Consider the following 25128-nt stretch of genomic DNA (forward strand, 5'->3'; position numbering starts at 1 on the left):
GACTCGCGCCCAAGGCGCGTGCTCGGGGCGCCGGGTCAGTCCTGCTGGTCCGCCTCCACCGCGTCCCGCAGCCGGTCGAGCACGTCCGGCACCGCTGAGCGCACCCGGCTCCAGCTCGGGATGAACGGCTTGTCGTTCGGCCGCGCCGTGAAGGCGCCGCCGGCGTCGAGGATCGCCTTGGTGAAGAGCTCCACGGCGGCTTCCTCGGCGTGCTGGTCGAACGCGAGCCCGCTCATCTCGGCTTCGTGCCGGTAGACCTCGACGATGTCGAGCGCGTTCCGGTAGTACGTCGCCTTGAGCACCCGGAACGAGTCGGACGTGAGCGGGACGCCCATCGTCGCGAGCTTCCGGAGCAGCGACTGGACGATGTCGTTGCCCATCCGGGCGAGGCCGCCGGTGCCGTCGGCCTCGGCGAGGGGCTGGTGCTTGTGGTCGTACGCGTCGGCGATCTCCACCTGGCACACCTGCCGGGTCGCGTAGTCGCGGTAGACCTCGGAGAGCATGCCGATCTCGAGTCCCCAGTCCCCGGGGATCTTCAGGCCGTTGAGCACGTGGGCGCGCATCGCGAACTCGCCGGACAGCGGGTACCGGAAGCTGCTCAGGTACTCCAGGTACTCGGACTCCCCGTAGACCTGGCGGAGCGAGCGGAGCAGGGGCCCGACGAGCAGCCGTGCGGCGCGGCCGTTGATCCGGCCGTCGGCGACGCGGGCGTAGTAGCCCTTCGAGAACTCGTAGTCGAACGCGGGGTTCGCGACCGGGTAGAACAGCCGCGCGAGCATGCCCCGCTCGTAGGTGGTGATGTCGCAGTCGTGCAGGGCGATGCAGTCCGCCCGCTCCGACGCCAGGGCGTACCCGGTGCAGTACCAGACGTTCCGGCCCTTGCCGGGCTCCCCCGGCGCCAGACCCGCACGCTCCAGTTCGGCGTCGAGCTCGCGCAGTCGCGGCCCGTCGTTCCACAGGATCCGGTGTCGCTGCGGCAGCCGCGAGAAGAACTCGCGGGCGTGCTCGAACTGCGAGCGGTCGGCGCGGTCGAGCCCGATCACGATCTCGCTGAGCCAGTCGGCCTCGGCCAGCTCGTCGACGATCCGCGACAGGGCCGGACGCTCGAGCTCGGAGTATAGTGCCGGCAGGATCAGGCTCATCGGACGCTTCTCGGCGAAGCCCCGCAGGTCGTCCTCGAGGCTCGCGGTGCTGCGGCGACCGAGGTCGTGGAACGTCGTGATGACGCCGTTCTGGTGGAAGTCGCTCATCGGTGGCTCCTGACGGACGGGGTGGTGAACCGGGTGAGGCCCTCGGTCCAGCCCTGCGGGCCGGGGGCGGTCGTGCGGTGGACGCGCTCGGGGCGGTCGTCGGCGAGCGGTCCGGGTGCCGGGCCGTGTCCGCGGACCACGACGGCGAAGTCGACGGCGTCGAGCAGCGCGGTGTCGTTCGGGCCGTCGCCGAGTCCGATCGTGCGCGGGACCGTCCCCGTCCGACGCTCGTGGTCGGCGATCAACGTCCGGACCGCCGCGCCCTTGTCGCGGCCCGCCGGCAGCACGTGCCAGAACCGGCCGCCGCGCACCAGGTCGAGGCCGACCGTGGCGAGCGCCGCGCGGAACGCGTCCGCCCGGTCGTCGTCCTCGGCGTGCCAGAGCAGGACCTCGGACGCCTCGCGCTGCTGTGCTCGTCCGGCCGCTTCGAGGTCGAGGCCGGTCCACGCGGCGACGACCGCGTCGGTCACGCCGCCGAAGGTCTCGAAGTGCAGCTCCAGTGACTGGCGGACGCGGTCGAGTTCCGCGTGCAGCCGCTCGAGCTCACCGTCGACCGGTCCGACCAGCACGTCGCCCACCGGTCCGACGACGACCGCGCCGTTCTCCGCCACGAACGCGTGTCCGTCGAGCCCCGTGCGTGCCTGCAGCGCCGTGATCTCGGCACGCGTCTTGCTGCTGCAGAACACCACGGGGACGTCGTCCGCCCGCAGCTGTTCCAGCATCGGCAGGGCCGCGTCGAACGAGTAGTCGTGGTGGTCGAGGAACGTCCCGTCGAGGTCCGTGACGATCATCAGGTCGGGTGTTGGCATCGTGCTCCGCTGGCGGCTGGCTGGGCTGCGGGCGACGATGCCCCGGACCACCCTGCCACGCGCATGCGTCGGTTGGGTGAACAAGCCGGCGTCGGTCGCGCGACGCGACCAGCGGACGGACTGGAGGCACGGCGCCAGCTGGCACCGCGCCTCCAGTCCGTCACGGCGTGTCAGTGCGCGCGCAGGATGCCGAGGAACTCGTCGGCCCACTCGAGGTTGCGGGCGAGCTTCGCCCGGCGCTCCTCGGTGTCCACGACGTACATGTCGAGCTGCGCCTGCAGCCGGTCGCGCCCGGCGCCGTCGGCCACCTGGAGCCCGTCGAGGATGCCGAGGAGCTCGGCCATCTGCTCGAGGGAGTAGCCGAGGGGCTTCATCCGGCGGATCACGAGCAGGCGTTGCAGGTCGTCGTCGGAGTACAGCCGGAAGCCACCCTCGGTCCGTCCGGTGGGGTGGAGCAGCCCGACGTCGTCGTAGTGCCGCACGGTCCGGATGGAGAGCCCGGTCCGGTCGGCGAGTTCACCGATCCGCATCGTCGATGCTCCTGCCGCGTCCGTCACTGCTGACCCCTTCCGCCCGGTTGCCCGGTCCCGACCGATCGTACCGATGCTTGCGCAGCAACCCTTCCGTTGCGTTAGAGTCGGACACGACCAACTCTTCCGTCGCGGAAGGTTCAGGTCCCTGGCCGCACTCGGTCAGTGCGCGCGACGAAGCGCCCCACGACATTCCCCCCGCGGACGCCGAGCGTCCGCATCCCTCAGCGAAGGAGAACCGTGACGACCGTCACGCCCGCACCGGCTCCGGTGCACGCAAGCCCCACCGTCCTGTCCGCCCTGCGGAACCCGAAGATCCTGCTCCGCGAGGTCCTCGCCGGCCTCGTCGTGGCCCTCGCACTGATCCCGGAAGCGATCTCGTTCTCGATCATCGCGGGCGTCGATCCCCGCGTCGGGCTGTTCTCGGCGTTCGTGATGGCCGTGGTCATCTCGTTCGTCGGCGGACGTGCCGCGATGATCACCGGCGCCACCGGAGCCATCGCGCTCGTCGTCGCCCCCGTGGTCAAGGAGCACGGCTTGGACTACCTGATCGCCACCGTCCTGCTCGGCGGCGTGTTCCAGCTCGTCCTCGGTGGGCTCGGCGCGGCCAAGCTGATGCGCTTCGTTCCGAGGTCGGTGATGGTGGGGTTCGTCAACGCCCTCGCGATCCTGATCTTCACCGCGCAGCTGCCGAACATCATCGGCGTCGACTGGCTCGTCTGGCCGATCGGGGCCGTCGGCATCGCGATCATCGTGCTCCTGCCCCGTGTCACCAAGGCCATCCCGGCACCGCTCGTGGCGATCGTCGTCCTGACGCTCGTCACCGTGCTGGCGTCCATCGCCATCCCCACCGTGGGCGACGAGGGCAAACTCCCGGACAGCCTGCCGACCCTGTTCATCCCGAACGTCCCGCTGACGCTCGAGACGCTGACGATCATCGCCCCCTACGCACTCGCCATGGCCCTCGTCGGACTCCTCGAGTCGCTGATGACGGCGAAGCTCGTCGACGAGGTCACCGGCACCGGCTCCCGCAAGACCCGCGAAGCGCTCGGGCAGGGGGTGGCGAACATCGCCTCCGGCCTGTTCGGCGGCATGGGCGGTTGCGCGATGATCGGCCAGACGATGATCAACGTCAAGGCCTCCGGCGCCCGTACCCGGATCTCGACGTTCCTGTCCGGGGTCTTCCTGCTGGTCCTCGTCGTCGGACTCGGCGACGTGGTCGCGATCATCCCGATGGCCGCACTCGTCGCTGTGATGGTCATGGTGTCCGTCGGCACCTTCGACTGGCACAGCATCAAGCCCTCCACACTGCGGCGTATGCCGGTCGGCGAGACCGTCGTCATGGTCCTCACCGTCGTGATCGTCGTCGCCACGGACAACCTGGCCATCGGCGTGATCATCGGTGTCATCGCCGCGATGATCGTCTTCGCACGCCGCGTTTCCCACTTCACCACCGTGTCGCGGAGCATCGAGACCCTCCCCACCGGCGAGCAGCACGCGCTCTACACGGTCGAGGGCGAACTCTTCTTCGCGTCGAGCAACGACCTCACCACCCAGTTCGACTACGTCGACGACCCCGAACTCGTCGTCATCGACATGACCGGTTCACACATCTGGGACGCCTCCACCGTCGCCGCACTCGACGCCATCGAGACGAAGTACCACCAGCACGGCAAGCGCGTCGACATCGCCGGGCTGAACGACGCCAGCCAAGCCTTCCACAGCCGCCTCGCCGGGAACCTCGGCGCCGGCCACTGACCTCCTGACCTCCGCCCGCCACCTGGCAACGCCCGTCAGCGTCGGCCGTCCGCCGTCCGCCGGGACGAGCGCGAAGACGAACCCGACGAGCGCGGACAGGACGCCGATGACGACGACGAACGTCGCCCAGCCGCTCCAGGAGGCCGAGAGGGAGACCGACGTCTGACGCGACCGGCGACGCGATGGCACCCCGGTGACCACCGACTCCGGGGCGCCCCCCTCGGCCACACGACACGCCCGGCGGCGAAGGATCTGTGAGGATGTCCCCTCCGTGCACACTGCGGAGTGAAGGGGGTGGACATGAACCGATCAGCCGAGCCGGACAGCGCGCTCGTGGCGGCAGCAGCGCGCGGCGACCGCAGTGCGGTCACCGCGTTGTTCGACCGTCACGCCGAGACCATGACCCGCTATACGTGGGCACTGGTCACGCGGCGCATGGACGTCGAGGAGATCGTGCAGGACGCGTTCCTGACCCTGTGGCAGAAAGCCGACACCGTGGAGGTCCCCGGAGAGTCGCTCCTGCCGTGGCTGCTCGTCGTGTGCCGGAACCACGCCGCGAACCTGCGGCGACAGCAGCGGCGGCACGAGGGTGTCGACCTGCCCGACGAGCTCGCCGCGCCCGAGCCGGACGACGACGCCCGCGAACGGCTGCGGTGGGTCCGCGCCGAGATCGACGCGCTCGCACCACTCGATCGCCAGGTGTGCGAGCTCTGCCTCATCGAGGGCCGCTCCTACGCCGAGGCCGCCGACCTGCTCGGCATGAGCGTCGGCGCCGTCACCCAGCGCGTGTGGCGGTCCCGTGCACGGATCAAGAAGGCGGTGACGAACGATGAACGATGAACGACGAACCGACCACGGGTCCCCGATGAGCAACGAGCCGCCCGGTGGCGACGAGATGCAGCGGATGCTCGCCGGCATGCGGCAGCAGGTCGTCCGGGGCATGCACGACAAGCCTCGCCCGGCTTCCACACACCGTCGCGTCGGCCTCATCGTGGCGTTGATCGCCGTGCTCGGCATCGGCACCGCGAGCGGTTCGGTGGCGCTCGGACTCGTTCCGACGCCCTTCGCCGCAGCACCCGCACCCGCGCCGTCCTCTGCACCGCCGACACCAGCACCGACCGGGTCACCGTCACCGTCCGCGGCCCGCATCACGCCGACCCCCGCGCCGGCTGACACCACGGCGACGATCCCCGGGGCGTGCACCGACGCCGTGCCCGCCGCCGACGCTCCCCGCTTGTTCGGTTCGCTGGAGATCACCCAGTTCCGCCCCCAGGTACCGGGCGGCAGGACCGAGTACTACATCGACCCCGAGATCCCGTTCAAGGAGGACGCGGAGCTGGTCTGTTCCTGGACACCGGGCGGTACCTCCGAGGGCGACGAGGGGCTGTTCCTCGAGATGGGCACGGCAGATCGTGACGTCCTGCAGGCTCGCCTCCGCGTCGTCGCCGACAAGGGCTGGACCTGCACCGACACGCTCGGTGGACGTTCGTGCCAGCACACCGAGACGTCGATGTACTACTCGGACCGCGTGGAGACGACGCACACGTTCTTCGTGCGCGGCGACACCTGGATCTCGATCACGCAGTCGAACGTCCCGACCGACGGCCTCCTGAAAGCGCTCGTCCAGCAGACCTGGACGGACTGACCGACGGACTGGAGGCACGGCGCCAGCTGGCACCGCGCCTCCAGTCCGTCGTCACGCACGCTCAGAGCCAGTGCCGCCGCTTGAACACCGCCCACAGCACGACCGCCAACAGGACCATCGCGACGATCGCCGCCGGGTACCCCCACACCCACCGCAGCTCGGGCATGTGCTCGAAGTTCATGCCGTAGATCGACGCGACCAACGTGGGAGCGAACAGGATCGCCGCCCAGGACGAGATCTTCTTCACCTCTTCGCCCTGCTCCATCGACGCCCGCGCCAGCCGCCGGCTCTCCTCCCCCTGCGCCAGGCTCGCGCTGGTCATCCGGCGCATCGCGTCGTTCTGCTCCTGCGTCACCAGGGTCGAGTGCAGCGTGAGCGCGTTCTCGAGCAGCGTCCGGAACGTGTCGACCCGCTCGGTCACGCGGATCGCGTGGTCGAGCACGTTCCGCAGCTGGTTCTGCACCTCGATGTCCGTGCCGTACTTCTCGGCGCCGCGCAGCAACGCGTTGAGCATCCCGGGCAGCGGGCCGATGGCGCGCTGGAACCCGATGACCTCGCTGAGCAGCTGGTAGATCCGCCGCGAGGACGCCGGGTCGACGTCACCGTCGAACAGGTCGTCCTCGATGTCGTCGATGTCGTCCTGCAGCCCGGCGACGACCGGGGCGTAGCTGTCGATGACCTCGTCGAGGACCGCGCAGAGCACCGCCTCGGACCCGCGCCCCAGGGCGTCCGGATCGGCTTCGAGTCGCTTCCGCACGTCAGCCAGGTTCGGCTGCTCCGCATGCCGGACGGTCACGACGAAGTCGCGCCCGGTGAACAGGTGCACCTCACCGAACTCGACGGTCTCCTCGTCCTCGTCGTACCAGGCGGGTCGCAGCACCACGAACAGGGTGTCGCCGTAGCGCTCGAGCTTCGCCCGCTGGTGCCCCTTGTGCGCGTCCTCGACCGCGAGCGGGTGCAGCCCGAACTCGTCCGCGACCGAGGCCAGTTCGGCGGCCGTCGGTCGGAACAGCCCGATCCAGGCCATCGCGCCGCTTCCCGCGGCGTCGAGCGCCTCGTAGGTCAGGCTGAGGTCCTGCGGCGACTCCGTTCGGGTTCCGTTGACGTAGATACCGTTGTCGATGAGGGCCACCGGTGTCCTCCTGGTTCCGTGGTGCATGCGGGCAACCTGCCGAGCATGCCGGACCGCCGACGGCGTGCGTGCTTCCCTGACGGAGCCCTCACGCTTCGCGCCGGATTCCTGTCGGAGTCCTGACACGCCCTGGGCGCGACCCCGGGACGGACTGGAGGCACGGTGCCAGCTGGCACCGTGCCTCCAGTCCGTCAGCCGTCGCGTTCAGGACCGCCGGCAGTCCGATCCGCTCGTTGCGTTCAGGGCACGTCCTCGCCGAAGGCGAGCAGCGTCCACGGCTCCAGGTCGTGCATCCCGGCGCTGGTCTCCCACTCGGTACGATCCGGCCGGAACTCCCGCTTGACGTAGTCGACGAGATCATCGCCGTAGATGACCACGTCCGTCTGGTAGACCGAGAAGACCGGCGCCCCGCTACCGAGCGGCGCGGCAGGCAGGTAGCGGTGCGAGTACAACGGCACCAGCTGCGGCCACTGCCGCAGGTGCCGCTCAGCCGCCTCGAGACGCTGCGACTCGTCGCTGGGTCGGTCGCCCCACGACCCGGGCCAGAAGGCGTCGTGACGGACCTCGAACAGGGCGCCCTCGACCGGCCACCGGATCGCTCGCCGCAGTCGTTCGTCGTTCCGCGCGCGCCAGTCGAACCAGCCGTCCCCGCTCGGCAGCGCGAGGGAGAGCAGGGCTCGGTGGTCCGCGCCGAACCGGACGCCGTACCGACGCTCGGCCCGGGCCAGTTCCCGATCGGACAACCCGGGCTCGAGAGCGACGCCGAACCTCCGGAGGATTTCGACGGTCAGGGCTGCGGACACCCCCGCAGCCTAGGCCGACGGACGCGAGCTCCACGAGCACGTGGCGGACGAGACGGCGTGGATCTGACGGAACGTCGGGACGACAGCGAAGATGGCGAGGTGAATCGCACCGATCGGCTCTACGGCCTCGTGGAGGAGTTGCGCGCCGTCGCGCCGCAGCCGCGGAGCGCGCGTCGTCTCGCGGAGCGGTTCGAGGTGTCGGTGCGGACCATCGAGCGGGACATCTCCGCGCTGCAGCAGTCGGGTCTGCCCATCTGGGCGGAGCCCGGCCGGACCGGCGGGTACGTCATCGACGCGTCCGCGACGCTCGGCCCGGCGGGCTTCACGCCGGACGAGGCCCTCGCGGTGCTGATCGGGCTCGGCTCGCTGGGGCGGAGTCCGTTCCGGCATGCGGCGCAGACCGCGGCCAGGAAGACGCTCGCGGTGATGCCCGCCGGCGACGCCGCACGAGCCAGCGCACTGGCGTCCCGGGTGCACTTCCTGGAGGACGACGAGGACACGGTGGTCCCGGCCGAGTTCGCGGCGGCCCTGCGCGCGGATCGGGTGGTGCGACTCCGGTACCGGGATGCCGGCGGAGCGGAGTCCGTCCGCGACGTCGAACCGCTGGGGTCGATCGGGAAGGACGGTCAGTGGTACCTGATCGCCTGGTGCCGGACCCGCGACGGGGTGCGGGCGTTCCGCGGCGACCGGATGCTGTCAGTCGAGGTCACCGACGAGCGGCCTGCGCAGCGCATCCTGCGATCCGAGGACCTCGCGATCCAGTACGGACGACTCCGGCCGGTCCTCGACGACTAGCGCGGTCGGTCCCCGGAAACGCGGTCGGTTTCCGGAAACACCGACAGGACGGTGTCGCGGCGGCCGGTGAAGCTGGTCGCTCCGAGTCAGCAGCACCACCGTGAGGAACCCCATGTCGTTCGCATCCGTCCGCATCATCACCGACGACCTCGAGGGCATGGTCGCCTTCTACGAGCGGATCACCGGCCAGCCGGCCGAGCGCCCCGCACCGGTCTTCGCGCAGTTCAGCGGCCCGGGTGCGACCCTCGCGATCGCAAGCACCGCGACAGTGGCCATGCTCGGAGGCACGCTGACGCCCGCGACGAACCGTTCCGTGTTCATCGAGTTCGAGGTCGCCGACGTCGACGGCGACTTCGCCGGACTGCAGCTCGGCAGCGACGACGTCGTCCTGGAGCCGACCACGATGCCGTGGGGCAACCGCTCCGCACTGGTCCGCGATCCGGACGGCAACGTCGTCAACCTGTTCAGCAGGCCGGCCGCCAGCTAGTCGGGGTGCTCAGGCGGCGGCGGCGTTCGCCGACGAGCGGCACTCCTCCGGCGGCCGCCCCGCGACGGACTCCGCCGCGATGTCACGGAGCCGCGCGAGGCGGTCGTGGGTGGCGCCGAGGGCCTCGATCTGGCGTCGGATGCGATCGCTCTCCTCGTCGAAGTGGTCGAGCATCGTCCGCGTGGCGACCCCGGTGTCGAGGAAGGGCAGGATCTCGACGATCCGACGACTCGGCATCCCCGCCGCGTAGAGCATCTGCATGAAGCGCACCAGCGCGACATCGGGCTCGCGGTACTCCCGGTGTCCGCCCGTGGTCCGCTCCGACTCGAGGAGGCCCTGTTCCTCGTAGTACCGCAGCGACCGGACGCTGACGCCGGCCCGATCTGCGAGTTCACCGATCCGCATCGTTCTGTCCCTCGGGCTTGATTCTCACGTTGACGTCAGGTTCTAGCGTAGCGAGCATGAACCTCTCTGGAGCCACCGCCCTCGTCACCGGCACGAACCGCGGTATCGGACGCCACCTCGCCGCACAGCTGATCGCCCGCGGGGCGAAGGTCTACGCCACCGCCCGACGCCCTGAAATGATCGACCTCGAGGGCGTCGAGCGTCTCGCCCTCGACATCACCTCCCCCGCGTCCGTCGCAGCCGCCGCCGCGGTCGCGACCGACGTCGATCTCCTGATCAACAACGCCGGGATCGCGACCACGGCGACCCTGTTGGGCGATCTGGACGCAGCCCACGCCGACATGGACACGAACGTCTGGGGCACCCTGTCCGTGATCCGCGCGTTCGCACCCGTCCTGGCGGCGAACGGCGGTGGGAGCATCGTGAACATCGCCTCGGGTGCCTCGTGGCTCGCCATGCCCGGAGCCTCCGCCTACGCGGTGTCGAAGGCCGCCCTGTGGAACATGGGCAACGCGTTGCGGCACGAGCTGGCCGGCCAAGGGACCGCGGTGATGTCCGTGCACCTCGGAGTGGCCGACACCGACATGACCGCGGGGATCTCGATGCCCAAGACCGACCCGGCGGACGTGGCGCGCGCGACCCTGGACGGGGTCGAGCGCGACGACTACGAGGTCGTGGTGGACGAGCAGGCCGCATTGATCAAGCAGATGCTCGCCGGGGACCCCAAGGAGCTGTACGCGGTGGTGGCGCAGATGCTCGCGTCGTAGGAGTCGGCTTCACGCAGCCTTCGGCACGGCCGCCAACGTGCGGCCGTGCCGGGCCGCCTGCTCTTCGGCGCGGACCCGCAGCTCGTCGGCCAACTCCGTGAACTGGTCGAGGGCGGGGTTCACCCCGACGAGCGTGAACTCGCGCGTCACCACGTCGAGGTCGAGCTGCCAGACGTCCTCCAGGATGCGTCGCATCCAGGCCGTGGCGTGGTCCCAGCCCTCCCGGGGCGTGCCGGCGGAGTAGTTGCCACCCTGCATCGTGACGAGGACGGCCGGCTTGCCCGCGGTCGCGGGCACGGCGCCGGGTGCCATGCGTGGGTCGGTGAGCACGAGGTCGACGTAGGACTTGAAGTGCTGCGAGACGCCGAAGTTGTAGAGCGGCACGGCGAACAGCAGGGCGTCGGCACCGGCGAGCTCGTCGGTCAGCTCGGCGGCCAGGGCGACCGCGGCGACCTGGGCCGCCGTGCGCTCGGACTCGGGCGTCGCGGATGCGGCGACGGCGTCGGCCCAGCTGTCGGCGGGCACGGGGTCGGTGCCGACGTGACGGCGGGTCACCTCGGAGCCCGCGTGCACGGCGCTCCACTCGGTCTCGACGATGTCGCCGAGTGCTCGGCTGGTGGAGCCCTCGGTGCGGATGCTGGCGTCCAGGCGGAACAGTGTCATGACACTCCTTCGATCGTTCCCGAGTCGACGACCCGGGCTTCGGTTACGATGAGTAACCCTGCCCGCCGGGTTCCCGTTACCGCAAACGATCCCCTGTTACCCGGCAGTAACCACGGGAGACCCCATGACGGACCAGACCGCGCTGGACCAGTTGCAGGCCCGGCTCCACCAGTCGATGCCCACGATGGCCGAGCTGTGCACGAGCGAGGACCCGGAACTCTTCCGGTCGCTGCTGTCCCGGATGGGCGACAAGTGGACGCTGTTGGTGATCGGCGTGCTCGGTGACGAGCGGCGGCGGTTCACCGAGCTCTCCGAGGTCATCCCCGGCATCTCACGCCGGATGCTGACCGTGACGCTGCGCGCACTCGAGCGCGACGGGCTCGTCTCGCGGACGGTCCACGCCGAGGTGCCGCCGCGCGTCGAGTACGAGCTCACCGACCTCGGACGGTCGCTGCAGTACGTGGCCCTCGCCCTCGCCGACTGGGTGCGGGAACACCAGCAGGTGATCGCCGGCAACCGGCAGGTCTTCGACGGTGATGGTGACGCCCGAGATCGATGACGACGACCCTGGCACGCGGTCGCCGATCGGCTCCTGAGATGAAGGGAGAGCGCTGGCACCCGAGCTCAGGAGGCGAGGGACTCCGGCTCCGATGCCGGGTCCGCTGACGGCTGCTCCTCGACGGACCGGCGCGCGCGGTGGATCCGGACGATCGTGCGCGGTAGCACCCAGACGAGGACCCCGGCCATGAGTGACCGTCCGAACCACGCGGCTCCCCGTAATCGACGGCCGCTAACTGCGGAGCCGGTCCGCGGCGTCCATCGCGGCACCGACCATGCGGCGGATGAACTCGGCGTGGTGCTCCAGCTCCGCTGCAGGCACCTGTTGCAGGGCGGCAGCGATCTCGGCGGTCGACCTCTCCGTGAACGCCCGCGCACGTTCCCGTGCCGCCGGTGTCGGACGGAGCGTCACCCGGCGCCGGTCGGTGTGCTCGCGGCTGCGAGCGAGCAGTCCGGCCGCCTCCAGGCGGTTCAGCAAGACCGTCACGGATCCGGAGGTCATACCGATCCGCTGCCCGAGTCGTGCGGGCGACAGCGGGTCGCCAGAAGAGTCCGCCCAGAGCACCTGCCCCAGGGCGTTCGCATCGGTCGTCGGCAGGTCGAGCCACGAGGACATCAGCTGGTTGAGTTCCGCGAACGCCACGGCCCATGTCTGGAGCGCTTCCATCACCTCGACCTGGGGTGCGTCCCACTCCGTCTCGAACACGTCGTCCATCAGATTCCTTTACTGTGTAGTATCTTTACTCTAAAGCTCACGACGGAGGAACACCATGGCAAACCGCACCGCTGTCATCTCAGGAGCCAGTATCGCTGGCCTGTCGACCGCATACTGGCTCCGCCGGACCGGATGGGACGTGACCGTCATCGAACGCGCCGCTGCCTTCCGTGACGGCGGACAGAACGTCGATGTTCGAGGCGTCGCGCGCGACGTGCTTCGCAAGATGGGCTTGTTCGACGCCGTGAAGGCACGGAACACCACCGAGACGGGCACCGTCCTCGTCGACGGGCGAGGGGCCGTCACCGCCGAACTGCCCTCCGACGGGGCCGGCGGTGCGACAGCGGAACTCGAGATCCTGCGCGGCGACCTCGCTCGGACGATCCTCGACAACCTGCCGGCCGGCGTCTCCTTCGTCTACGGGGACACCGTGTCGGACGTCGCAGACGACGCTGCGGGAGTCACCGTGACGACCGCGAAGGGACGGCGCCTGCACGCGGACCTGTTCGTCATCGCCGAGGGTGTGCGGTCGCGGACCCGTGCGATGGTCTTCGCCGAGGGCGACGTCGACCAGCGCGACCTCGACGTCACCATGGTGTTCGGGACCATCCCACGGACCGACAGCGATGACGACCGTTGGCGGTGGCACAACGCCGTTCGCGGACGCCAAGTCCACCTCCGACCCGACCCGTACGGCACCACACGCGCGATCCTCGCCTACGCTCCCGGGGACGACGTCATCGGTCTGACTCGTGAGCAGACGCTGGCGGCGGTGCGGCGCAGGTACGACGGAGTCGGGTGGGAGGCGCCACGGGTCCTGGACGCGCTCGACACGTCCCCGGACGTCTACATCGACCAGCTCCAGCAGATCCGGATGCGGACCTGGCACCGCGGCCACGTCGTGATGGCCGGTGACGCCGGATGGTGCGTCACACCGATGGGGGGCGGCGGCGCCTCACTCGCGCTCACCGCCGGGTACGTCCTTGCCGCGGAGCTCGCCGACGTGACGCAGGACCAGGAAGCAGCGCTGACCGCGTACGAGAAGTGGATGCGCCCGCTGGTCGACGATGTGCAGGACCTCCCTCGCGGACTCAAGGCACTGGCGTACCCGCAGTCCCGACTGGCGCTCGCGCTCCGCGGGCTCCTCAACAAGGTGTTGATGTCACGGCCGCTCCGACCAGTCGCCATGAAGCTCACCCAGGTCGCCGAGACTGATCGCGAGTTGCCGGTCCTCCTCGATCGTTGAGTCCTCAGCGTGACAGGGGACGCACTCACTCCGCGACGTCCGGCAAGCTGGGAGCATGGCCGACACAGCCCCAGGTACCGTCCACTTCCATCAGAAGCACCACGAAGCGATCATCCGCGGCGACAAGGTCACCACCGTGCGGTGGAACGAGTCTGTACAGGTCGGCGCGGCGACGTTCGTCTTCGACGATCACCCGACCGCCGAACCAGTGGCCGGCACGATCACCGCCGTGCACCGGTACCGGCTCGACACCCTCACCGCAGAACAGGCGCATCAGCCTCCGGAGACGGACATGCAGCGCTTCGGCCAGCAGCTCCGCGAGAACTACTACCCCGACATGCCGGACGATGCGATCGTCGAGGTGGCAGAACTCATGACTCGGCCATCTCTGGAGGGCATCGGCTGACGGACGCCAGAGTGGCCGCCAGCGCATACCCTGGCGCAATGAGGCAACGTCGAGTCGGGGGTCCTGCACTGTTGGTCGGCGTCGCCGTCGCGGTCGCGGTCGCGGTCGCGGTCGCGGTCGCGGTCGCCGTGACGCTCACCGGCTGCGCGGGAGGCAGCGACGGCCTCGCGAAGCAGTACCGCGACGGCGACACGAAGAACTACATCTCGGGAGACGGTGCTGTCACGGAGTTCGCCGCGAACGATCGTGGTGAACGGGTCACTTTCGAGACCCATGACCTCGACGGCAAGGTCATCCGTGCCGATCAGTACCGTGGCAAGGCGCTCGTCCTCAACTTCTGGTACGCGTCGTGCGCACCCTGCCGCGTCGAGGCGAAGGACCTCCAAGCCGTCAGCGATGATCGGCACGCGCAGGCGTCGTTCCTCGGCGTCGATGTCCGGGACTCTGCAGCGACCGCGCGTGCCTTCGTGAAGGAGCACGACGTCTCGTACAGCAACGCCGTTGACCAGGACGCGGCCGTGCAACTCGCATTTTCCGGGACGAACGCCCCCAACTCGACGCCGGCAACCATCATTCTCGACAAGGAGGGCCGGGTGAGCGCCCGCATCCTCGGTCCGATCAATCGCAGTGTGTTGACGACGTTGATCGACGAAGCCAACAAGTGACGACGTGACGTCGGAGCCCTGAACAACGAGCCTGTCAGTGCGCCGAGCGCGGACGGCGGGGTGCGTCCCGTGGAGGGGGCACCAATTGAGGCGGCACGTTGATCTCTCATCTTGAGCGCTGCTAGCGTTCGTTCAACTGGTCCGATGATGGCGAAGGGTGGCAACGATGCCGTTCTGTGCCCCTCGTCGACTGTTCTCCACCAAGCCTGCGCCCGAGTTCGTCGGACCGCGGCCGATCCCTCCCGGAGTCATGGCAACGCAGAACTGAGCTGACCACGAAGGTCGGCCCCTCCCCGCCGCGAGCGTTCTGCTCGCGTGCTTCTGCTTGCCCGCGCCGTCGTGCGACGACGGCGCGACGACTTCACGGGACCACATCCATGTTCTTCACCCCTGCCCGGTTTCGGGCCTCACTCGCGAGCTTGCGCGAACACCGTTTCGTCACCTTTGCAGTCTTGACCGACACCATCGGCGCCGGCCTCACGCTGCCACTGACGATCGTCTACTTCACCATCACCACCGACGTGCCGCTTGCAGTGCTCGGGGCCGTCTCCACCGTCGCGACACTGGTTGCTCTCCCGATCGGACTGGTCGGTGGCGTCCTCACCGATCGATTCGGCGCGAAGGCGTCGATGATCCTCAACAACCTCCTCTCGGCAGCGGGCTTCACGCTCTACCTGTTCGCCCATGACCCGATGATGATCTTCGCGGCGATCTTCCTCGCCAACGGCTCCGAGCGGCTCTACTGGACCTCATGGACCGCGTACGTCCACGACCTCGCTGAAGGCCGCCCGTTCGAGCGGTGGTTCGCGTTCCTCGAAGCGACGAAGGCCGCAGCGCTCGGCGCTGGCGCGATCATCGCCGCGGTCACCCTCGCGAACGGCCACCAAGACGGGTTGCGGTGGCTGGTCCTCGCCAACGTCGTCACCAGCGTTGTGGCAGCCGGCGTGTTCGCGACGCAACCCACCGGGCACCGATCCACGCCGACGTCCGCCCTCGCCGTTGCGGAAGGGGCGGACACGACCGGGTCACTTCGTTCCTTCATCGCCAACCGGTCGATGCGACTCATCACCCTCGGACAGTTCCTCATCGGTCCCGCGATGGTGCTGCCGAACGTCGCGTTCAGCGTTCTCTTCGTCGAGCGGTGGGGCATGTCCCCAGCGGTCGCGCCCGTCCAGTTCGCTGTCGCTACGGGCATGTGCGCGTTGCTCCAGACCTCCGTGACCCGCTGGGTTGCTGGTCAGCAGCGTGGAACGCTCATCGCTCTCGGTGCAGTCTTGACGGCCGCGACCGCAGCACCGCTCATCGTTCTTCCTCCGCTGCATGGGCTGGCTGCGTGGTCCTTCGTCATCGTGGTCGCGATCCTGCTGGCAGCTGCGGACATGATCTACCTCCCGGCCGCCAACGCGGTCATGGCCGAAGCTCCACACCCTCGAATCCGCGGCCGGGCAATCGGGGTGTTCCAGACCGCGAGCTCGATCGGCATGGCACTGTTCCCGCTCACTCTCGGACTCTTGGACTCGCGCACGCCCTGGCTGCTCTGGCTCATCGCCACGGGTGTGTTCCTCGCCGCCGCCTGGGCTTGGCACAGAGCGGTCCGGGGTTTGCCGGGACGCGTACAAGTCGCGGAGCCGACCGACATCGACGCTTGAACAGTGTCTTGGGCGAACTGTCTTGCTCGCAGCGTCGCGGTCTGCCAGCGTTGGCGCATGGGCGAGGACGCGACCACGCTGCGTGGAGTCCCCGGGTTCCGCCCGTACTGGTCTGCTGCGACCGTCTCGTCGTTCGGATCAGCAGTCAGCGCGGTCGCCGTACCGGTTCTCGTGGTGACAGTGCTGCACGCCAGCCCGTTCGAGGTGGGGCTGGTGAACGCTGCCCAGTTCCTCCCGTACGCGTTGTTCGGGCTGATCGTCGGCGCGTACGTTGATCGATTCCCACGCAAGCCACTCCTGATCTGGGCGAGTGTCGGTCGTGGCGTGTGCCTGGCCACGATCCCGGTGCTCTGGTTCACGGGGCTCTTGAACCTCTGGGTGACGGCGGCGGCGTTGTTCGTGTTCGGCATCCTGTCCGTCATCGGATTCGCCGCAACGCAGTCCCTCCTCCCCCGCATCGTCCCTCGCCCACTCCTCCTGGCGGCGAATGCGCGGGTTGATCAGAGTGATGCGGCAGCGCAGACGGTGGGCCCGGCTCTCGGAGGTGTCCTGGTCAGCATCGTGACCGCGCCGGTCGCGATCGCCCTCGACGCGGTGAGCTACTTCGTCGACGCCGTCCTCATCGCGGGCGTCCGCGTCATCGAGCAGACGCCAGCGCGCACGGCGGGTGCGCGGTTGCGGAGCGACATCGCCGACGGTCTGCGGTGGACGTACGGTCATGCGACGCTCGCACCGCTGGCGCTGTCGACACATCTCTGGTTCCTCGCCAACGCCGCCGGACTGACGGTGTTCGCGACACTCGCGCTCCGCACCTTCGCGCTCTCAGCGGCCGTGTACGGGGGCATCCTCGCCGTCAGCGGTGTCGCGATGCTCCTCGGCGCCACTGCGGCGCCGCGCCTCGGCGCCGGCCGGACGATCATCGCCGCTCGAGCCGCGTACCCGATCGCCTGGGCCGCCATCACGCTCACGACGGTTGGCACCGACACCGCAGGAACACCGGCGACTGTCGCGGTGTTGTTCGTCGCCTTCGCCGTGCACGGCGCTGCAGCGGGCTGCGAGAACGCGAACGAGATGAGTCTTCGCCAAACCGTCACACCCGACGCGCTGCTCGGTCGGATGAACGGCACGATGCGCAGCGCGAACAGGACCCTCGCGGCTGGAGGAGCAGTGGGCGGCGGCGCGCTCATGACCGTCGCTGGAGATGGCGTCGCGCTGCTCGCGGTGACCCTCGTGTTCGCCGTCGCCGTCGTCGTGGCGATGTGCTCACCACTCAGGACGATCGCCGTTCGGTAACGGATCGACCGCCGAACGAGCCTGCCAGCGACTCAGGTTCGCTTCGTCCGGTCACGCTCGGATCGGGCGGACCCGTGGAGTGCGAAGCCGATCGCGCCGACGATCGCAGCCAGCAATCCCATCGCCGCGATGACCAGCCCTCCGGCCACGAGCCCGATGTACTGAACGCCCGCACCGAGGAGCGCCATCACGAGCCCCGCGACCAGAGCCCCGAGGCCGAACGCAAGGCCGAACACACGGGGCGGAACGCGAGAGAACATGCGCCCATCTAACTCTCGACTCTCCGCGATCCGCGCGCGCTGGCGAAGTGACGTCCGTGCCGGGGATATGGCGGCCACACCCAGTCCGCCGCCGGCTGCGCTCCGGACCTCCTCGACGACGACCGCGGGTCACGCCCGATCACTCGACCGCAGTGCAGTCTCGACTGGAGAACTCGGCGAACTCCCCCGCGAACAGCGTCGGTGACGGAGCTCGGGTGGCGATCTGCCAATCGTCCTCGGTCTGCATCCATGCACCTTGCCAACGGACGCCGCTGCCGCCCGAGGCTGCGCGCGCATCACCGTAGCGATCAGCGCATGTCCTCGCCGAACCCGAGCAGCATCCACGGTTCCAGGTCGCTCACTCCCCCGATGCGCATCTGCGACAACGGGTGGGCTCTCGAGGGCGTTCAACGGTGACCGTTCAGCCGAGTGCCGGCGGGAGCGCCCCGATCTGCCCGAGGATGCTGAGCACGTCCGGCTGACCGACCTCGTCGACGATCAGTCCCTCGTCGAAACGGTAGAAGTTGCTCGCGTTCGCGACCACCGTCCTCCCCGTAGCGGGGACACCGAGGAACTCGCCGTCGTGCGTGCCGCGGAGTTCGAAACGTGCTGCGACCGTGTCGCCCTCGACGACGATCCGGTCGATGCTCCACTGGATGTCAGAGAACGCGCCCCGCATGATCGTCAGGATCTGCAGGTACCCCGGCAGCCCGCGCAGCGGCTCGGGCGAGAACGGCGTCAAGAACGCCGCTTCCGGTGCGATGACCGTCTCACCGATGGACGGGTCGGCGCTGTTGATGAATTCGACGAATCGCAGGAACGAGAGGCGTGTGTCTGTGGTCATGGACAACTACTTTACATAGCAAGTAGATGCCGTAGAGTCGAACCATGAGCACGGACCTCGCCCCCCTCCCTGGAATCGACGCCCCGGATGACCGGACTGGGCGAGCGGCGCGTCTGCACGAGTACTTCGCCGCGCTGGTGCGGCACGAGACCGACGTGTGGAACGCGGTCGAGAAGCGGATGCGGGGGGAGGGTGTGCTGAGCCTGGCCCGACTGGAAGTGTTGCGGATCGTCCAGGCAGCCCCATCGGGCGCCCGGGTGCAGGACGTCGCGACCGGCGTCGGGACGTCGATCGCTGCAGCCAGTCGCTTGCTCGACCGGCTCGCCGCCGATGGCTTCCTCGAGCGTGCGACGGACCCTGACGATCGGCGCAGCGTCCGCAGTGTGCTCTCACCCCAGGGGAGAGACGCCTTCGCCCTCGCGGACGAGCGGTTCGACCAAGCGCTGGACGCCGTGCTCTCGGATGCCGATGCCGCGGCGATCGCGGATGGTGTCGCGGCTCTCGAGCGCCTGCAGTCGACGTTGGAGGCAAGGCGATGACGGCCACCATGCGGGCCGTCGTGATCGACGCACCCGGTGGGCCCGACGTGTTGCACCTCCGTGAGCTGCCGATCCCGATCCCAGGCCCGGGCCAGGTGCTGATCCGTGTAGAAGCGTTCGGGCTCAACCGGTCCGAGCTGCACTTCCGCCGCGGCATGGGCCATTTCGGGACCTTCCCACGGGTGCCCGGGATCGAAGCCGTCGGGACCGTGGAGGCAGCCCCAGGTGGAGAGTTCCCCGCCGGTACCCAAGTAGCCGGGCTGATGGGCGGGATGGGTCGCGACTTCGACGGGGGCTACGCCGAGTACACCGTCGTTCCGGCCAGCAGCGTCGTGCCGTTCCGGAGCGGCCTCGACTGGTCCGTGCTCGGCGCCGTCCCCGAGATGCTGCAGACCGCACACGGGTCGCTCACCGTGGGCGTCGGTGCCCGCCGGGGCGACACGATCCTGATCCGCGGTGGCACGTCGTCGATCGGCCTGGCGTGCATCGTGCTGGCGAAGCAGCAGGGCATGACCGTCATCGCCACCACGCGCAACCCGGACCGCACCGAGCGACTGCACGCCACTGGTGCGGACCACGTCGTGGTGGACTCGGGCAGGATCGCCGACGCGGTCCGTCGAATCGTGCCGGACGGCGTCAACGGAGCGGTCGAGTTGATCGGCACCGACACGCTGCCCGACACGCTCCGGGCGACAGCCGTCCACGGCACCGTGTCGTTCAGCGGGATGCTCTCCGACGTCTGGACCATCCCCGACTTCTACCCGATGGCGGTGATCCCCAACGGGGTGCGCCTCACCGCGTACTCCGGCGAAGCAAGCGACCTGCCGGCATCGGTGCTGCAGGCGTTCCTCGACACCGTCGCAGCCGGCACCGTGCAGGTCCCGATCGCGAAGGTGTACCCGCTCGAGGGGATCGTGCAGGCCCACCGCGACATGGAGGACGGGACCCGGTCAGGCAAGCTCGTCGTCACCATCCGATGATGGGTACGGGCTCTCCGGAACCCCGCTCTCGGGGTGGAACCCGTTCGTCCTCGACAAGGGCGCCAGCCAGTGCAAGGAAGGAAGGTCTGATGTCTCCTCGCAGCTACAAGATCACCTTGGCCGTCCTCGGCCTGGTCAGTCTCTTGCTCGTGCCGTTCTTGGTGCAGGGCGCCCTGCCGGCGATGTACGGCACGGTCGCACTCGTCGTGGTCGTCGCCTGGCTGCTCTACGGCGTCGTCAGCTCGAAGCTGACCCGACGATCCGGGCACAGCTAGGCAGGTCTCGGTGGCCCGCAACTGACGGACTGGAGGCCCGGTGCCAGCTGGCACCGGGCCTCCAGTCCGTCAGTGGCACGCGTCCAGGGCCTGCGCTCCTGTCGTGGCGTGCCACGCGCGCCGCCGTACCCGGCAGCACCGTCCGGTCACCCCCAGGTCAAGGGCTGTTCACCCGCTGCCGCTAACTCTGCTTGTCGGACCGCTGCCCGAGGGTCCCGATACCGGAGGACCCATGAACACCCGCACCGCACTGTCCTGCGTTGCCGTCGCTGCCCTCGTCTCGCTGGTGTTCGCGGTGCCGGCGCACGCCGACGAGGCCAGCTTCACCAGCAGTAAGCAGCCGTACATCGCCCCCAGCCAGTCAGACATCGACGCCTACTCGCCGGCACCGACGGGCTACGCACCCGTCGCCACGGAGTCCGTCGCCCGACACGGATCGCGGGGACTCTCCGCCTACAAGTACGACGCGCTGCTGCACCGTCTCGCCGCGACCGCGCAGGCCGAGAACGGGTTCCTGACGCCGGAGATCGGGAAGGAGTTCTCCGCGAACCTCGATGCCATCACCGCGGCGAACGTCGCGAACGGCTACGGCATGCTCACCGGTCAGGGCGCCACCCAGCACCAGGGCATCGGAGCGCGAGCCGCGCAGCGCAACAAGCAGCTGTTCGCAGCCGCGGCGAAGATGGGCGGGCGTGTCGTCGCCGAGACCTCGGGTGAGTCTCGCGCGACGGAGTCGGGCGAGAACTTCTTGCGGGGCTTCGGGGCCACGGGTGTCAAGCTCGAACCGCGCCCTGACCTGCTCTACTTCCACGAGGTCGAGAACCCGGACGGCACCGAGAAGGCCGAAGGGTCGCCCGAGCGCCAGCGCGCCCAGGCGTACGAGGACTACGTCGCCGCACAGACCGGTGACGGCGGCACGATCGCGGCGGCCTTGCAGTACATCGAGGCGAAGCCGCGATCCGTCGAAGCGGCGAAGGACCTGCTCTCCGGCATCTTCACGCCCGGGTTCATCGCCGCGATCGGCACGGACAAGGCACACACCTGGTACAACACCGCCGACGGTTCCAAGGGCGGCGCGGTGGCGTGTGCGCCCGGTGCCGACACCAAGGCCGATCCCGATGCCTGCGGCGATCCGAAGAAGTCGATCAAGAGCACCGTTGATGCGGCGATGTCGCTGTACAACCTGTACATCATCGCGGCCGACATGCAAGAGGAGAACGTCGCTCCGCACCAGTTCGACTTCGCGCAGTACTTCGCTGGCCGGCCGGCGGATGCCGAGTGGTTCGCGTACCTGCTCGACGCCGAGGACTTCTACGAGAAGGGCCCGAGCCTCGCCGGGCACGACGAGACGTACTCGATCGCCGAGCCCCTGCTCGACGACTTCTTCGCCACGATCGACGCCCGCGTCGCCGGCGGCGACGTGGTCGCGACCTTCCGCTTCGCGCACGCCGAGACGATCATCCCGTTCGCGGCACTACTGCGGCTGCCGGGATCCACCGTCGCCGCGCCCGACAACGCTGCTCCGACCTCGGACGCCGACGTCTACGACGACGCCACCAACCCGTGGCGAGGCTCAGAGGTGACGCCGATGGCTGCGAACGTGCAGTGGGACGTCGTGTCACGTGCAGGCATCGACCCCGCTACCGGAGCGACCCACACGCCGCTCGTGCGCATGCTCTACAACGAGCGGGAGATCGCGTTCGCCTCCGGATGCCGCGCAGTCGCCGCAGGGTCGCACTGGGTCAAGGAGACCGAGCTCAAGCACTGCCTCACCGGCACGGCGATGACCGAGAGCCCGCTGATCGCTGCGGCCGTTCCAGGACCGACCGCGACGCCCACCGCGGGGCCCACGCCGACGCCGACCGTGACACCAGCGGCGCAGGGCGCCGGCGCACCGACGACCACACCGACGACGCCGGCGACGGCGACGGCGACGGCGACGGCGACGGGCACGCTCGCCGCGACCGGAGCGGAGTCACCTGTCGGACCGGCGCTGCTCGCGACACTGCTCCTCCTGGCCGGCGCCGGGACGCTGGTGCTGCGTCGCCGGCGTCGCCTGCGACCCACCGAGTGACACCGACGCGGATCCGCGGCTTCTCGAGATGACCAGCCTGTCCCGGCGCCCCGCCCCAGCGGGGTGACGGACGGACTGGAGGCACGGTGCCAGCTGGCACCGCGCCTCCAGTCCGTCCGTGGTTTCGCTCCAGGTCCTCGCCGAGTTCACCCGCTCCGGGCGATGGGCGCCTCCCCCAGCAGGACGAAGGTGGTGGTCCGTTCTCGGGAGGAGCCCGGATGCCACGAACCGGCTGTTCCGCGCAAGCCGTCTGACCGAGTACACCGCCGCGCTCGGGCTGTTCCTCGCAATCAGCACGCTGCTCCCCAACGACAGTGCGATGGCACGACTCGGCGCCGGCACCGCCCTGCTCCTCTGGTGTGTGGCAGACGGCGCACTCGGTCGACGAGCCGTCCGCATCGAACTGACCACCCAACGCCGAAGAGGTACCCCACGATGATCGTGCTGCGCGACGTCTCCAAGACCATCACCGAGCCCGACGGATCGACCCGAGCACTGTTCGACCGACTCGACTTCGACCTTCGCGAAGACGATCGCTCCGTAGCGATCACCGGGCGGAGCGGGTCGGGCAAGAGCACGCTGCTCCGCATCCTCGCCGGCCTCGACACCGACTTCGGCGGGACCTACGAGCACGACGGGCACGTGCTCGAGTGCACCCCACGGAGGATGGCGGCACACCGACTGCGACACATCGGCATCGTCACCCAGGACCACAGCCTCCTCGGCGACCGCAGCGTGCTCGACAACGTCCGGCTCGGCGTTCCTGCTCGCGCTGACTCCGCCGCCCGCGCACATGAGGCTCTCGAGGCGGTCGGCATCAGCCACCTCGCTGGCAAGCGCCCACGACGACTGTCAGGAGGAGAAGCGCAGCGCGTCGCGATCGCTCGAGCCATCGCGAAGCGCCCTGCCGTCGTCCTCGCCGATGAGCCCACCGGCGCACTGGACGAGACGACCGAAGACGACGTGCTCGCCCTCTTCGACCGGCTGCAGCAGGCAGGAACCAAGTTCGTGATCGTCACCCACAGTGAGCGCGTTGCACAGCGGTGCGGACGGCAACTCCAGCTGCACCACGAGCGACTCATCGCGCGCGGCACGTGACGGACTGGAGGCACGGTGCCAGCTGGCATCGGGCCTCCAGTCCGTCAGTGGTTGCGCTCCAGATCCCCGATCACGCGCGCAGTACGGTCGCGGCTGAAGAACTCGGCGAACATCTCCCGCTTCGCCGCGTGTGAATCGGGCTCGAGCTCGAGCCCCTCCATGTTGAGGTCGGTGCCGAACAGTCGCAGGATCCCAGGACCACTCGGCTCCGCGGTCTCGAGGGACACCGAGAACAGTGTCGGCAACACCTCGCCTGCGGCGATCCGCCGGGCCTCTGCAAACGCCGAACGGTACGTCGCGTCGGTGACGCGGATCACACTGACCGCCCAACTCGTGGCGTCCCAGTCGGGCGCGACCATCTCGCCGCTCAGCGCTTGGAAGAAGTGCACGACGAATGTGTCACGCTCGCCTTCGGTGCCGTAGTGCCGCTCGTCCACTTCTTCGATCTGCACGAACTCATCCTGTCAGCGTCCGCCGGGGCGTTCGAGGCCGCGGACCAGCCGAAGCATGCACCTTCGCCGGTACCATCTCGGCATGGCTGAAGCAGGTCTGCTCGCAGCGAGCATCGCAGTCCTGGCGGGTACGGTCGCGATCCTCGTGCATCGCGTGCGGACCCCGGCCTGGGTGCGTGACGCGCAGCTCACCGTGAACGCCAGCCCCGTGACCAGCCTGCTGCTGCTCCTCTGCGGTGCGCTCCTGGTCGCCCTCGTCCTCGCCTTCGGGATCTTCTTGCTCGCCACAGGGCACAGCGTCGTCGGGTGGGCCATGGTCTGCCTCGCTGCGACCGGCATCGCTCACCTCGGGGTGACCGTGTTGGATCCGGCGACAGCCGCTCTCGTGATCAGGTGCGGAGTCAGGCCGTGGTCAGTGTGGATGTTGCATGGGGCACTCCACGCCGTTCGCGATCTGCGAGGCTCGGGTCATGTCGTGGCCACGGGCTGATCCCCTGCACTCGGATCGTCTCGCCCTGGAACGGCTTGCAGTTGACCACCCAATCGAGATGCTGACCGCCCTTGCTCCACCAGAGCTCTACCAGTTCACTGGCGGCGAGCCACCGACCCTTGACGAACTGGGCGCACGGTACCGCCGCCAATCCCAGGGCCAGTCTGAGGACGGCAGCGCTGGTTGGCTGAACTGGATCGTCCGTCCTGCCTGCGGCGGACCGGCGATCGGATTCGTGCAGGCCACCCTCGGACGCAAGGAAGACGGCCTCGTCGCGGATCTCGCCTGGCTGGTCACGCCCGAGGCACAGGGCCGAGGGATCGCAGTCGAGGCAGCATCCACCGTCGTGATGTGGTTGCGTTCGGTCGACGTCGGGCACATCCGGGCTTTCATCCATCCCGATCACACCGCCTCGATGCAGGTAGCGCGACGGACCGGGCTTGCACCCACGAGCGCTCTGATCGACGGCGAGCTCCTTTGGGAAGCCTTCTTGCCTACGGCCGCTGAGCACTGATCCCGTCCGATAGCCGATCCCTGGCC

At 69.1% G+C, this 25128-nt stretch carries 30 protein-coding genes; 19 read left to right on the forward strand and 11 right to left on the reverse strand.

Going from position 1 to position 25128, the window contains the following annotated elements:
- Window positions 1–35 precede the first annotated feature (35 nt).
- From DEJ09_RS02145 to DEJ09_RS02155, 3 genes are all read right to left on the reverse strand, one after another.
- Entirely contained in the window at window positions 36–1250 is a 1215-nt protein-coding gene (locus DEJ09_RS02145) for a glycosyl transferase (protein ID WP_111033140.1), read from the reverse strand.
- Window positions 1247–2059, reverse strand: coding sequence for a mannosyl-3-phosphoglycerate phosphatase (locus DEJ09_RS02150; RefSeq protein WP_146245659.1), 813 nt, complete (start codon window positions 2057–2059; stop codon window positions 1247–1249). Before DEJ09_RS02150 ends, DEJ09_RS02145 begins: the two co-directional genes overlap by 4 nt.
- 170 nt (window positions 2060–2229) lie before the next feature.
- Window positions 2230–2616 (reverse strand): MerR family transcriptional regulator, encoded by a 387-nt coding sequence (locus DEJ09_RS02155; protein ID WP_111087509.1) that lies wholly within the window; start codon window positions 2614–2616, stop codon window positions 2230–2232.
- 213 nt (window positions 2617–2829) lie between these two features.
- On the opposite strand from DEJ09_RS02155, the gene DEJ09_RS02160 reads away from it, so the two are divergent.
- The 3 genes from DEJ09_RS02160 (at window position 2830) to DEJ09_RS02170 (ending at window position 5992) form a co-directional block, all read left to right on the forward strand.
- Window positions 2830–4347, forward strand: a complete 1518-nt coding sequence (locus tag DEJ09_RS02160) for a SulP family inorganic anion transporter (RefSeq protein WP_111087510.1) — start codon at window positions 2830–2832, stop codon at window positions 4345–4347.
- Between the two features lie 300 nt (window positions 4348–4647).
- Window positions 4648–5187 carry an RNA polymerase sigma factor gene (locus DEJ09_RS02165; protein ID WP_083389453.1) on the forward strand — a complete coding sequence of 180 codons (540 nt, stop codon included), beginning with the start codon at window positions 4648–4650 and terminating at the stop codon, window positions 5185–5187.
- Window positions 5188–5212: 25 nt separating this feature from the next.
- On the forward strand, window positions 5213–5992 hold the full coding sequence (locus tag DEJ09_RS02170) for a hypothetical protein (RefSeq protein WP_111087511.1): 780 nt from the start codon (window positions 5213–5215) through the stop codon (window positions 5990–5992).
- 61 nt (window positions 5993–6053) lie between these two features.
- Here DEJ09_RS02170 and DEJ09_RS02175 read toward each other — a convergent pair whose 3' ends face one another.
- Both DEJ09_RS02175 and DEJ09_RS02180 read right to left on the reverse strand, forming a co-directional pair.
- Window positions 6054–7124, reverse strand: a complete 1071-nt coding sequence (locus tag DEJ09_RS02175; RefSeq protein WP_111087512.1) for a magnesium and cobalt transport protein CorA — start codon at window positions 7122–7124, stop codon at window positions 6054–6056.
- A gap of 239 nt (window positions 7125–7363) precedes the next feature.
- Window positions 7364–7867 carry a hypothetical protein gene (locus DEJ09_RS02180; protein ID WP_146245660.1) on the reverse strand — a complete coding sequence of 168 codons (504 nt, stop codon included), beginning with the start codon at window positions 7865–7867 and terminating at the stop codon, window positions 7364–7366.
- Window positions 7868–8026: 159 nt separating this feature from the next.
- Between DEJ09_RS02180 and DEJ09_RS02185 the strand changes: the two genes are divergently transcribed.
- Together DEJ09_RS02185 and DEJ09_RS02190 are read left to right on the forward strand one after the other, a co-directional pair.
- Window positions 8027–8722 carry a YafY family protein gene (locus tag DEJ09_RS02185; protein ID WP_111087624.1) on the forward strand — a complete coding sequence of 232 codons (696 nt, stop codon included), beginning with the start codon at window positions 8027–8029 and terminating at the stop codon, window positions 8720–8722.
- A 112-nt stretch (window positions 8723–8834) separates the two neighbouring features.
- A complete protein-coding gene (locus DEJ09_RS02190; RefSeq protein WP_111038911.1) occupies window positions 8835–9209 on the forward strand; it encodes a VOC family protein in 375 nt (124 codons plus the stop codon).
- A 9-nt stretch (window positions 9210–9218) separates the two neighbouring features.
- On the opposite strand, the gene DEJ09_RS02195 is transcribed toward DEJ09_RS02190, so the two are convergent.
- Window positions 9219–9614: a MerR family transcriptional regulator gene (locus tag DEJ09_RS02195; protein WP_111087514.1), complete on the reverse strand. Its 396-nt coding sequence runs from the start codon at window positions 9612–9614 to the stop codon at window positions 9219–9221.
- Window positions 9615–9670: 56 nt separating this feature from the next.
- Here DEJ09_RS02195 and DEJ09_RS02200 point away from each other — a divergent pair, with 56 nt between their 5' ends.
- Window positions 9671–10381 carry an SDR family oxidoreductase gene (locus tag DEJ09_RS02200; protein WP_111087515.1) on the forward strand — a complete coding sequence of 237 codons (711 nt, stop codon included), beginning with the start codon at window positions 9671–9673 and terminating at the stop codon, window positions 10379–10381.
- Between the two features lie 9 nt (window positions 10382–10390).
- Here DEJ09_RS02200 and DEJ09_RS02205 read toward each other — a convergent pair whose 3' ends face one another.
- On the reverse strand, window positions 10391–11044 hold the full coding sequence (locus DEJ09_RS02205; RefSeq protein WP_111087516.1) for an FMN-dependent NADH-azoreductase: 654 nt from the start codon (window positions 11042–11044) through the stop codon (window positions 10391–10393).
- Between the two features lie 124 nt (window positions 11045–11168).
- On the opposite strand from DEJ09_RS02205, the gene DEJ09_RS02210 reads away from it, so the two are divergent.
- The gene (locus DEJ09_RS02210; RefSeq protein ID WP_308201655.1) at window positions 11169–11603 is read left to right on the forward strand and encodes a helix-turn-helix domain-containing protein; all 435 of its coding nucleotides are present in this window, start codon (window positions 11169–11171) and stop codon (window positions 11601–11603) included.
- A 231-nt stretch (window positions 11604–11834) separates the two neighbouring features.
- On the opposite strand, the gene DEJ09_RS02215 is transcribed toward DEJ09_RS02210, so the two are convergent.
- Entirely contained in the window at window positions 11835–12317 is a 483-nt protein-coding gene (locus DEJ09_RS02215; protein ID WP_111087517.1) for a MarR family winged helix-turn-helix transcriptional regulator, read from the reverse strand.
- A 55-nt stretch (window positions 12318–12372) separates the two neighbouring features.
- Between DEJ09_RS02215 and DEJ09_RS02220 the strand changes: the two genes are divergently transcribed.
- From DEJ09_RS02220 to DEJ09_RS02240, 5 genes are all read left to right on the forward strand, one after another.
- Entirely contained in the window at window positions 12373–13563 is a 1191-nt protein-coding gene (locus DEJ09_RS02220; RefSeq protein ID WP_111087518.1) for an FAD-dependent monooxygenase, read from the forward strand.
- A gap of 55 nt (window positions 13564–13618) precedes the next feature.
- Window positions 13619–13969 carry an ASCH domain-containing protein gene (locus tag DEJ09_RS02225; protein WP_111087519.1) on the forward strand — a complete coding sequence of 117 codons (351 nt, stop codon included), beginning with the start codon at window positions 13619–13621 and terminating at the stop codon, window positions 13967–13969.
- A gap of 71 nt (window positions 13970–14040) precedes the next feature.
- Complete coding sequence (locus DEJ09_RS02230) at window positions 14041–14634, forward strand: redoxin domain-containing protein (RefSeq protein ID WP_258373761.1); 594 nt, start codon at window positions 14041–14043, stop codon at window positions 14632–14634.
- A 452-nt stretch (window positions 14635–15086) separates the two neighbouring features.
- A complete protein-coding gene (locus DEJ09_RS02235; RefSeq protein ID WP_181433238.1) occupies window positions 15087–16283 on the forward strand; it encodes an MFS transporter in 1197 nt (398 codons plus the stop codon).
- Window positions 16284–16340: 57 nt separating this feature from the next.
- Window positions 16341–17576: an MFS transporter gene (locus DEJ09_RS02240; RefSeq protein ID WP_111087521.1), complete on the forward strand. Its 1236-nt coding sequence runs from the start codon at window positions 16341–16343 to the stop codon at window positions 17574–17576.
- A gap of 32 nt (window positions 17577–17608) precedes the next feature.
- Here the strand turns inward: DEJ09_RS02240 and DEJ09_RS02245 are convergent, their stop codons facing one another.
- A complete protein-coding gene (locus tag DEJ09_RS02245; RefSeq protein ID WP_111087522.1) occupies window positions 17609–17836 on the reverse strand; it encodes a hypothetical protein in 228 nt (75 codons plus the stop codon).
- Window positions 17837–18257: 421 nt separating this feature from the next.
- Window positions 18258–18680: an ester cyclase gene (locus DEJ09_RS02250; protein ID WP_071244968.1), complete on the reverse strand. Its 423-nt coding sequence runs from the start codon at window positions 18678–18680 to the stop codon at window positions 18258–18260.
- 44 nt (window positions 18681–18724) lie between these two features.
- Between DEJ09_RS02250 and DEJ09_RS02255 the strand changes: the two genes are divergently transcribed.
- The 5 genes from DEJ09_RS02255 (at window position 18725) to DEJ09_RS02275 (ending at window position 23646) form a co-directional block, all read left to right on the forward strand.
- The gene (locus DEJ09_RS02255) at window positions 18725–19219 is read left to right on the forward strand and encodes a MarR family transcriptional regulator (RefSeq protein ID WP_071244969.1); all 495 of its coding nucleotides are present in this window, start codon (window positions 18725–18727) and stop codon (window positions 19217–19219) included.
- A complete protein-coding gene (locus DEJ09_RS02260; protein ID WP_111087523.1) occupies window positions 19216–20199 on the forward strand; it encodes a zinc-binding alcohol dehydrogenase family protein in 984 nt (327 codons plus the stop codon). Before DEJ09_RS02255 ends, DEJ09_RS02260 begins: the two co-directional genes overlap by 4 nt.
- An 89-nt stretch (window positions 20200–20288) precedes the next feature.
- On the forward strand, window positions 20289–20474 hold the full coding sequence (locus tag DEJ09_RS02265; protein ID WP_071244971.1) for a hypothetical protein: 186 nt from the start codon (window positions 20289–20291) through the stop codon (window positions 20472–20474).
- 232 nt (window positions 20475–20706) lie between these two features.
- Entirely contained in the window at window positions 20707–22548 is a 1842-nt protein-coding gene (locus tag DEJ09_RS02270; RefSeq protein WP_111087524.1) for a histidine-type phosphatase, read from the forward strand.
- 435 nt (window positions 22549–22983) lie between these two features.
- A complete protein-coding gene (locus DEJ09_RS02275) occupies window positions 22984–23646 on the forward strand; it encodes an ABC transporter ATP-binding protein (RefSeq protein WP_181433239.1) in 663 nt (220 codons plus the stop codon).
- 44 nt (window positions 23647–23690) lie between these two features.
- Here the strand turns inward: DEJ09_RS02275 and DEJ09_RS02280 are convergent, their stop codons facing one another.
- The gene (locus DEJ09_RS02280; RefSeq protein WP_111087526.1) at window positions 23691–24098 is read right to left on the reverse strand and encodes a hypothetical protein; all 408 of its coding nucleotides are present in this window, start codon (window positions 24096–24098) and stop codon (window positions 23691–23693) included.
- Window positions 24099–24180: 82 nt separating this feature from the next.
- Between DEJ09_RS02280 and DEJ09_RS18275 the strand changes: the two genes are divergently transcribed.
- Together DEJ09_RS18275 and DEJ09_RS02290 are read left to right on the forward strand one after the other, a co-directional pair.
- On the forward strand, window positions 24181–24588 hold the full coding sequence (locus tag DEJ09_RS18275; RefSeq protein ID WP_220034908.1) for a hypothetical protein: 408 nt from the start codon (window positions 24181–24183) through the stop codon (window positions 24586–24588).
- Entirely contained in the window at window positions 24527–25102 is a 576-nt protein-coding gene (locus DEJ09_RS02290; RefSeq protein WP_258373762.1) for a GNAT family N-acetyltransferase, read from the forward strand. The genes DEJ09_RS18275 and DEJ09_RS02290 overlap by 62 nt, the downstream gene beginning before the upstream one ends.
- The last annotated feature ends 26 nt before the right edge of the window (window positions 25103–25128 follow it).

Origin of the sequence: Curtobacterium sp. MCLR17_055 (assembly GCF_003234305.1) — a bacterium.
Taxonomy (GTDB): Bacteria; Actinomycetota; Actinomycetes; order Actinomycetales; family Microbacteriaceae; genus Curtobacterium; species Curtobacterium flaccumfaciens.

Coding starts and splice junctions, on each gene's coding strand:
- DEJ09_RS18275 (WP_220034908.1), top strand. CDS start 24,181: ATGGCTGAAGCAGGTCTGCTCGCAGCGAGCATCGCAGTCCTGGCGGGT.
- DEJ09_RS02270 (WP_111087524.1), top strand. CDS start 20,707: ATGAACACCCGCACCGCACTGTCCTGCGTTGCCGTCGCTGCCCTCGTC.
- DEJ09_RS02200 (WP_111087515.1), top strand. CDS start 9,671: ATGAACCTCTCTGGAGCCACCGCCCTCGTCACCGGCACGAACCGCGGT.
- DEJ09_RS02205 (WP_111087516.1), bottom strand. CDS start 11,044: ATGACACTGTTCCGCCTGGACGCCAGCATCCGCACCGAGGGCTCCACC.
- DEJ09_RS02255 (WP_071244969.1), top strand. CDS start 18,725: ATGAGCACGGACCTCGCCCCCCTCCCTGGAATCGACGCCCCGGATGAC.
- DEJ09_RS02165 (WP_083389453.1), top strand. CDS start 4,648: ATGAACCGATCAGCCGAGCCGGACAGCGCGCTCGTGGCGGCAGCAGCG.
- DEJ09_RS02210 (WP_308201655.1), top strand. CDS start 11,169: ATGACGGACCAGACCGCGCTGGACCAGTTGCAGGCCCGGCTCCACCAG.
- DEJ09_RS02170 (WP_111087511.1), top strand. CDS start 5,213: ATGAGCAACGAGCCGCCCGGTGGCGACGAGATGCAGCGGATGCTCGCC.
- DEJ09_RS02240 (WP_111087521.1), top strand. CDS start 16,341: ATGGGCGAGGACGCGACCACGCTGCGTGGAGTCCCCGGGTTCCGCCCG.
- DEJ09_RS02145 (WP_111033140.1), bottom strand. CDS start 1,250: ATGAGCGACTTCCACCAGAACGGCGTCATCACGACGTTCCACGACCTC.
- DEJ09_RS02195 (WP_111087514.1), bottom strand. CDS start 9,614: ATGCGGATCGGTGAACTCGCAGATCGGGCCGGCGTCAGCGTCCGGTCG.
- DEJ09_RS02275 (WP_181433239.1), top strand. CDS start 22,984: ATGATCGTGCTGCGCGACGTCTCCAAGACCATCACCGAGCCCGACGGA.
- DEJ09_RS02250 (WP_071244968.1), bottom strand. CDS start 18,680: ATGACCACAGACACACGCCTCTCGTTCCTGCGATTCGTCGAATTCATC.
- DEJ09_RS02190 (WP_111038911.1), top strand. CDS start 8,835: ATGTCGTTCGCATCCGTCCGCATCATCACCGACGACCTCGAGGGCATG.
- DEJ09_RS02260 (WP_111087523.1), top strand. CDS start 19,216: ATGACGGCCACCATGCGGGCCGTCGTGATCGACGCACCCGGTGGGCCC.
- DEJ09_RS02220 (WP_111087518.1), top strand. CDS start 12,373: ATGGCAAACCGCACCGCTGTCATCTCAGGAGCCAGTATCGCTGGCCTG.
- DEJ09_RS02225 (WP_111087519.1), top strand. CDS start 13,619: ATGGCCGACACAGCCCCAGGTACCGTCCACTTCCATCAGAAGCACCAC.
- DEJ09_RS02215 (WP_111087517.1), bottom strand. CDS start 12,317: ATGGACGACGTGTTCGAGACGGAGTGGGACGCACCCCAGGTCGAGGTG.
- DEJ09_RS02245 (WP_111087522.1), bottom strand. CDS start 17,836: ATGTTCTCTCGCGTTCCGCCCCGTGTGTTCGGCCTTGCGTTCGGCCTC.
- DEJ09_RS02290 (WP_258373762.1), top strand. CDS start 24,527: ATGGGGCACTCCACGCCGTTCGCGATCTGCGAGGCTCGGGTCATGTCG.
- DEJ09_RS02150 (WP_146245659.1), bottom strand. CDS start 2,059: ATGCCAACACCCGACCTGATGATCGTCACGGACCTCGACGGGACGTTC.
- DEJ09_RS02265 (WP_071244971.1), top strand. CDS start 20,289: ATGTCTCCTCGCAGCTACAAGATCACCTTGGCCGTCCTCGGCCTGGTC.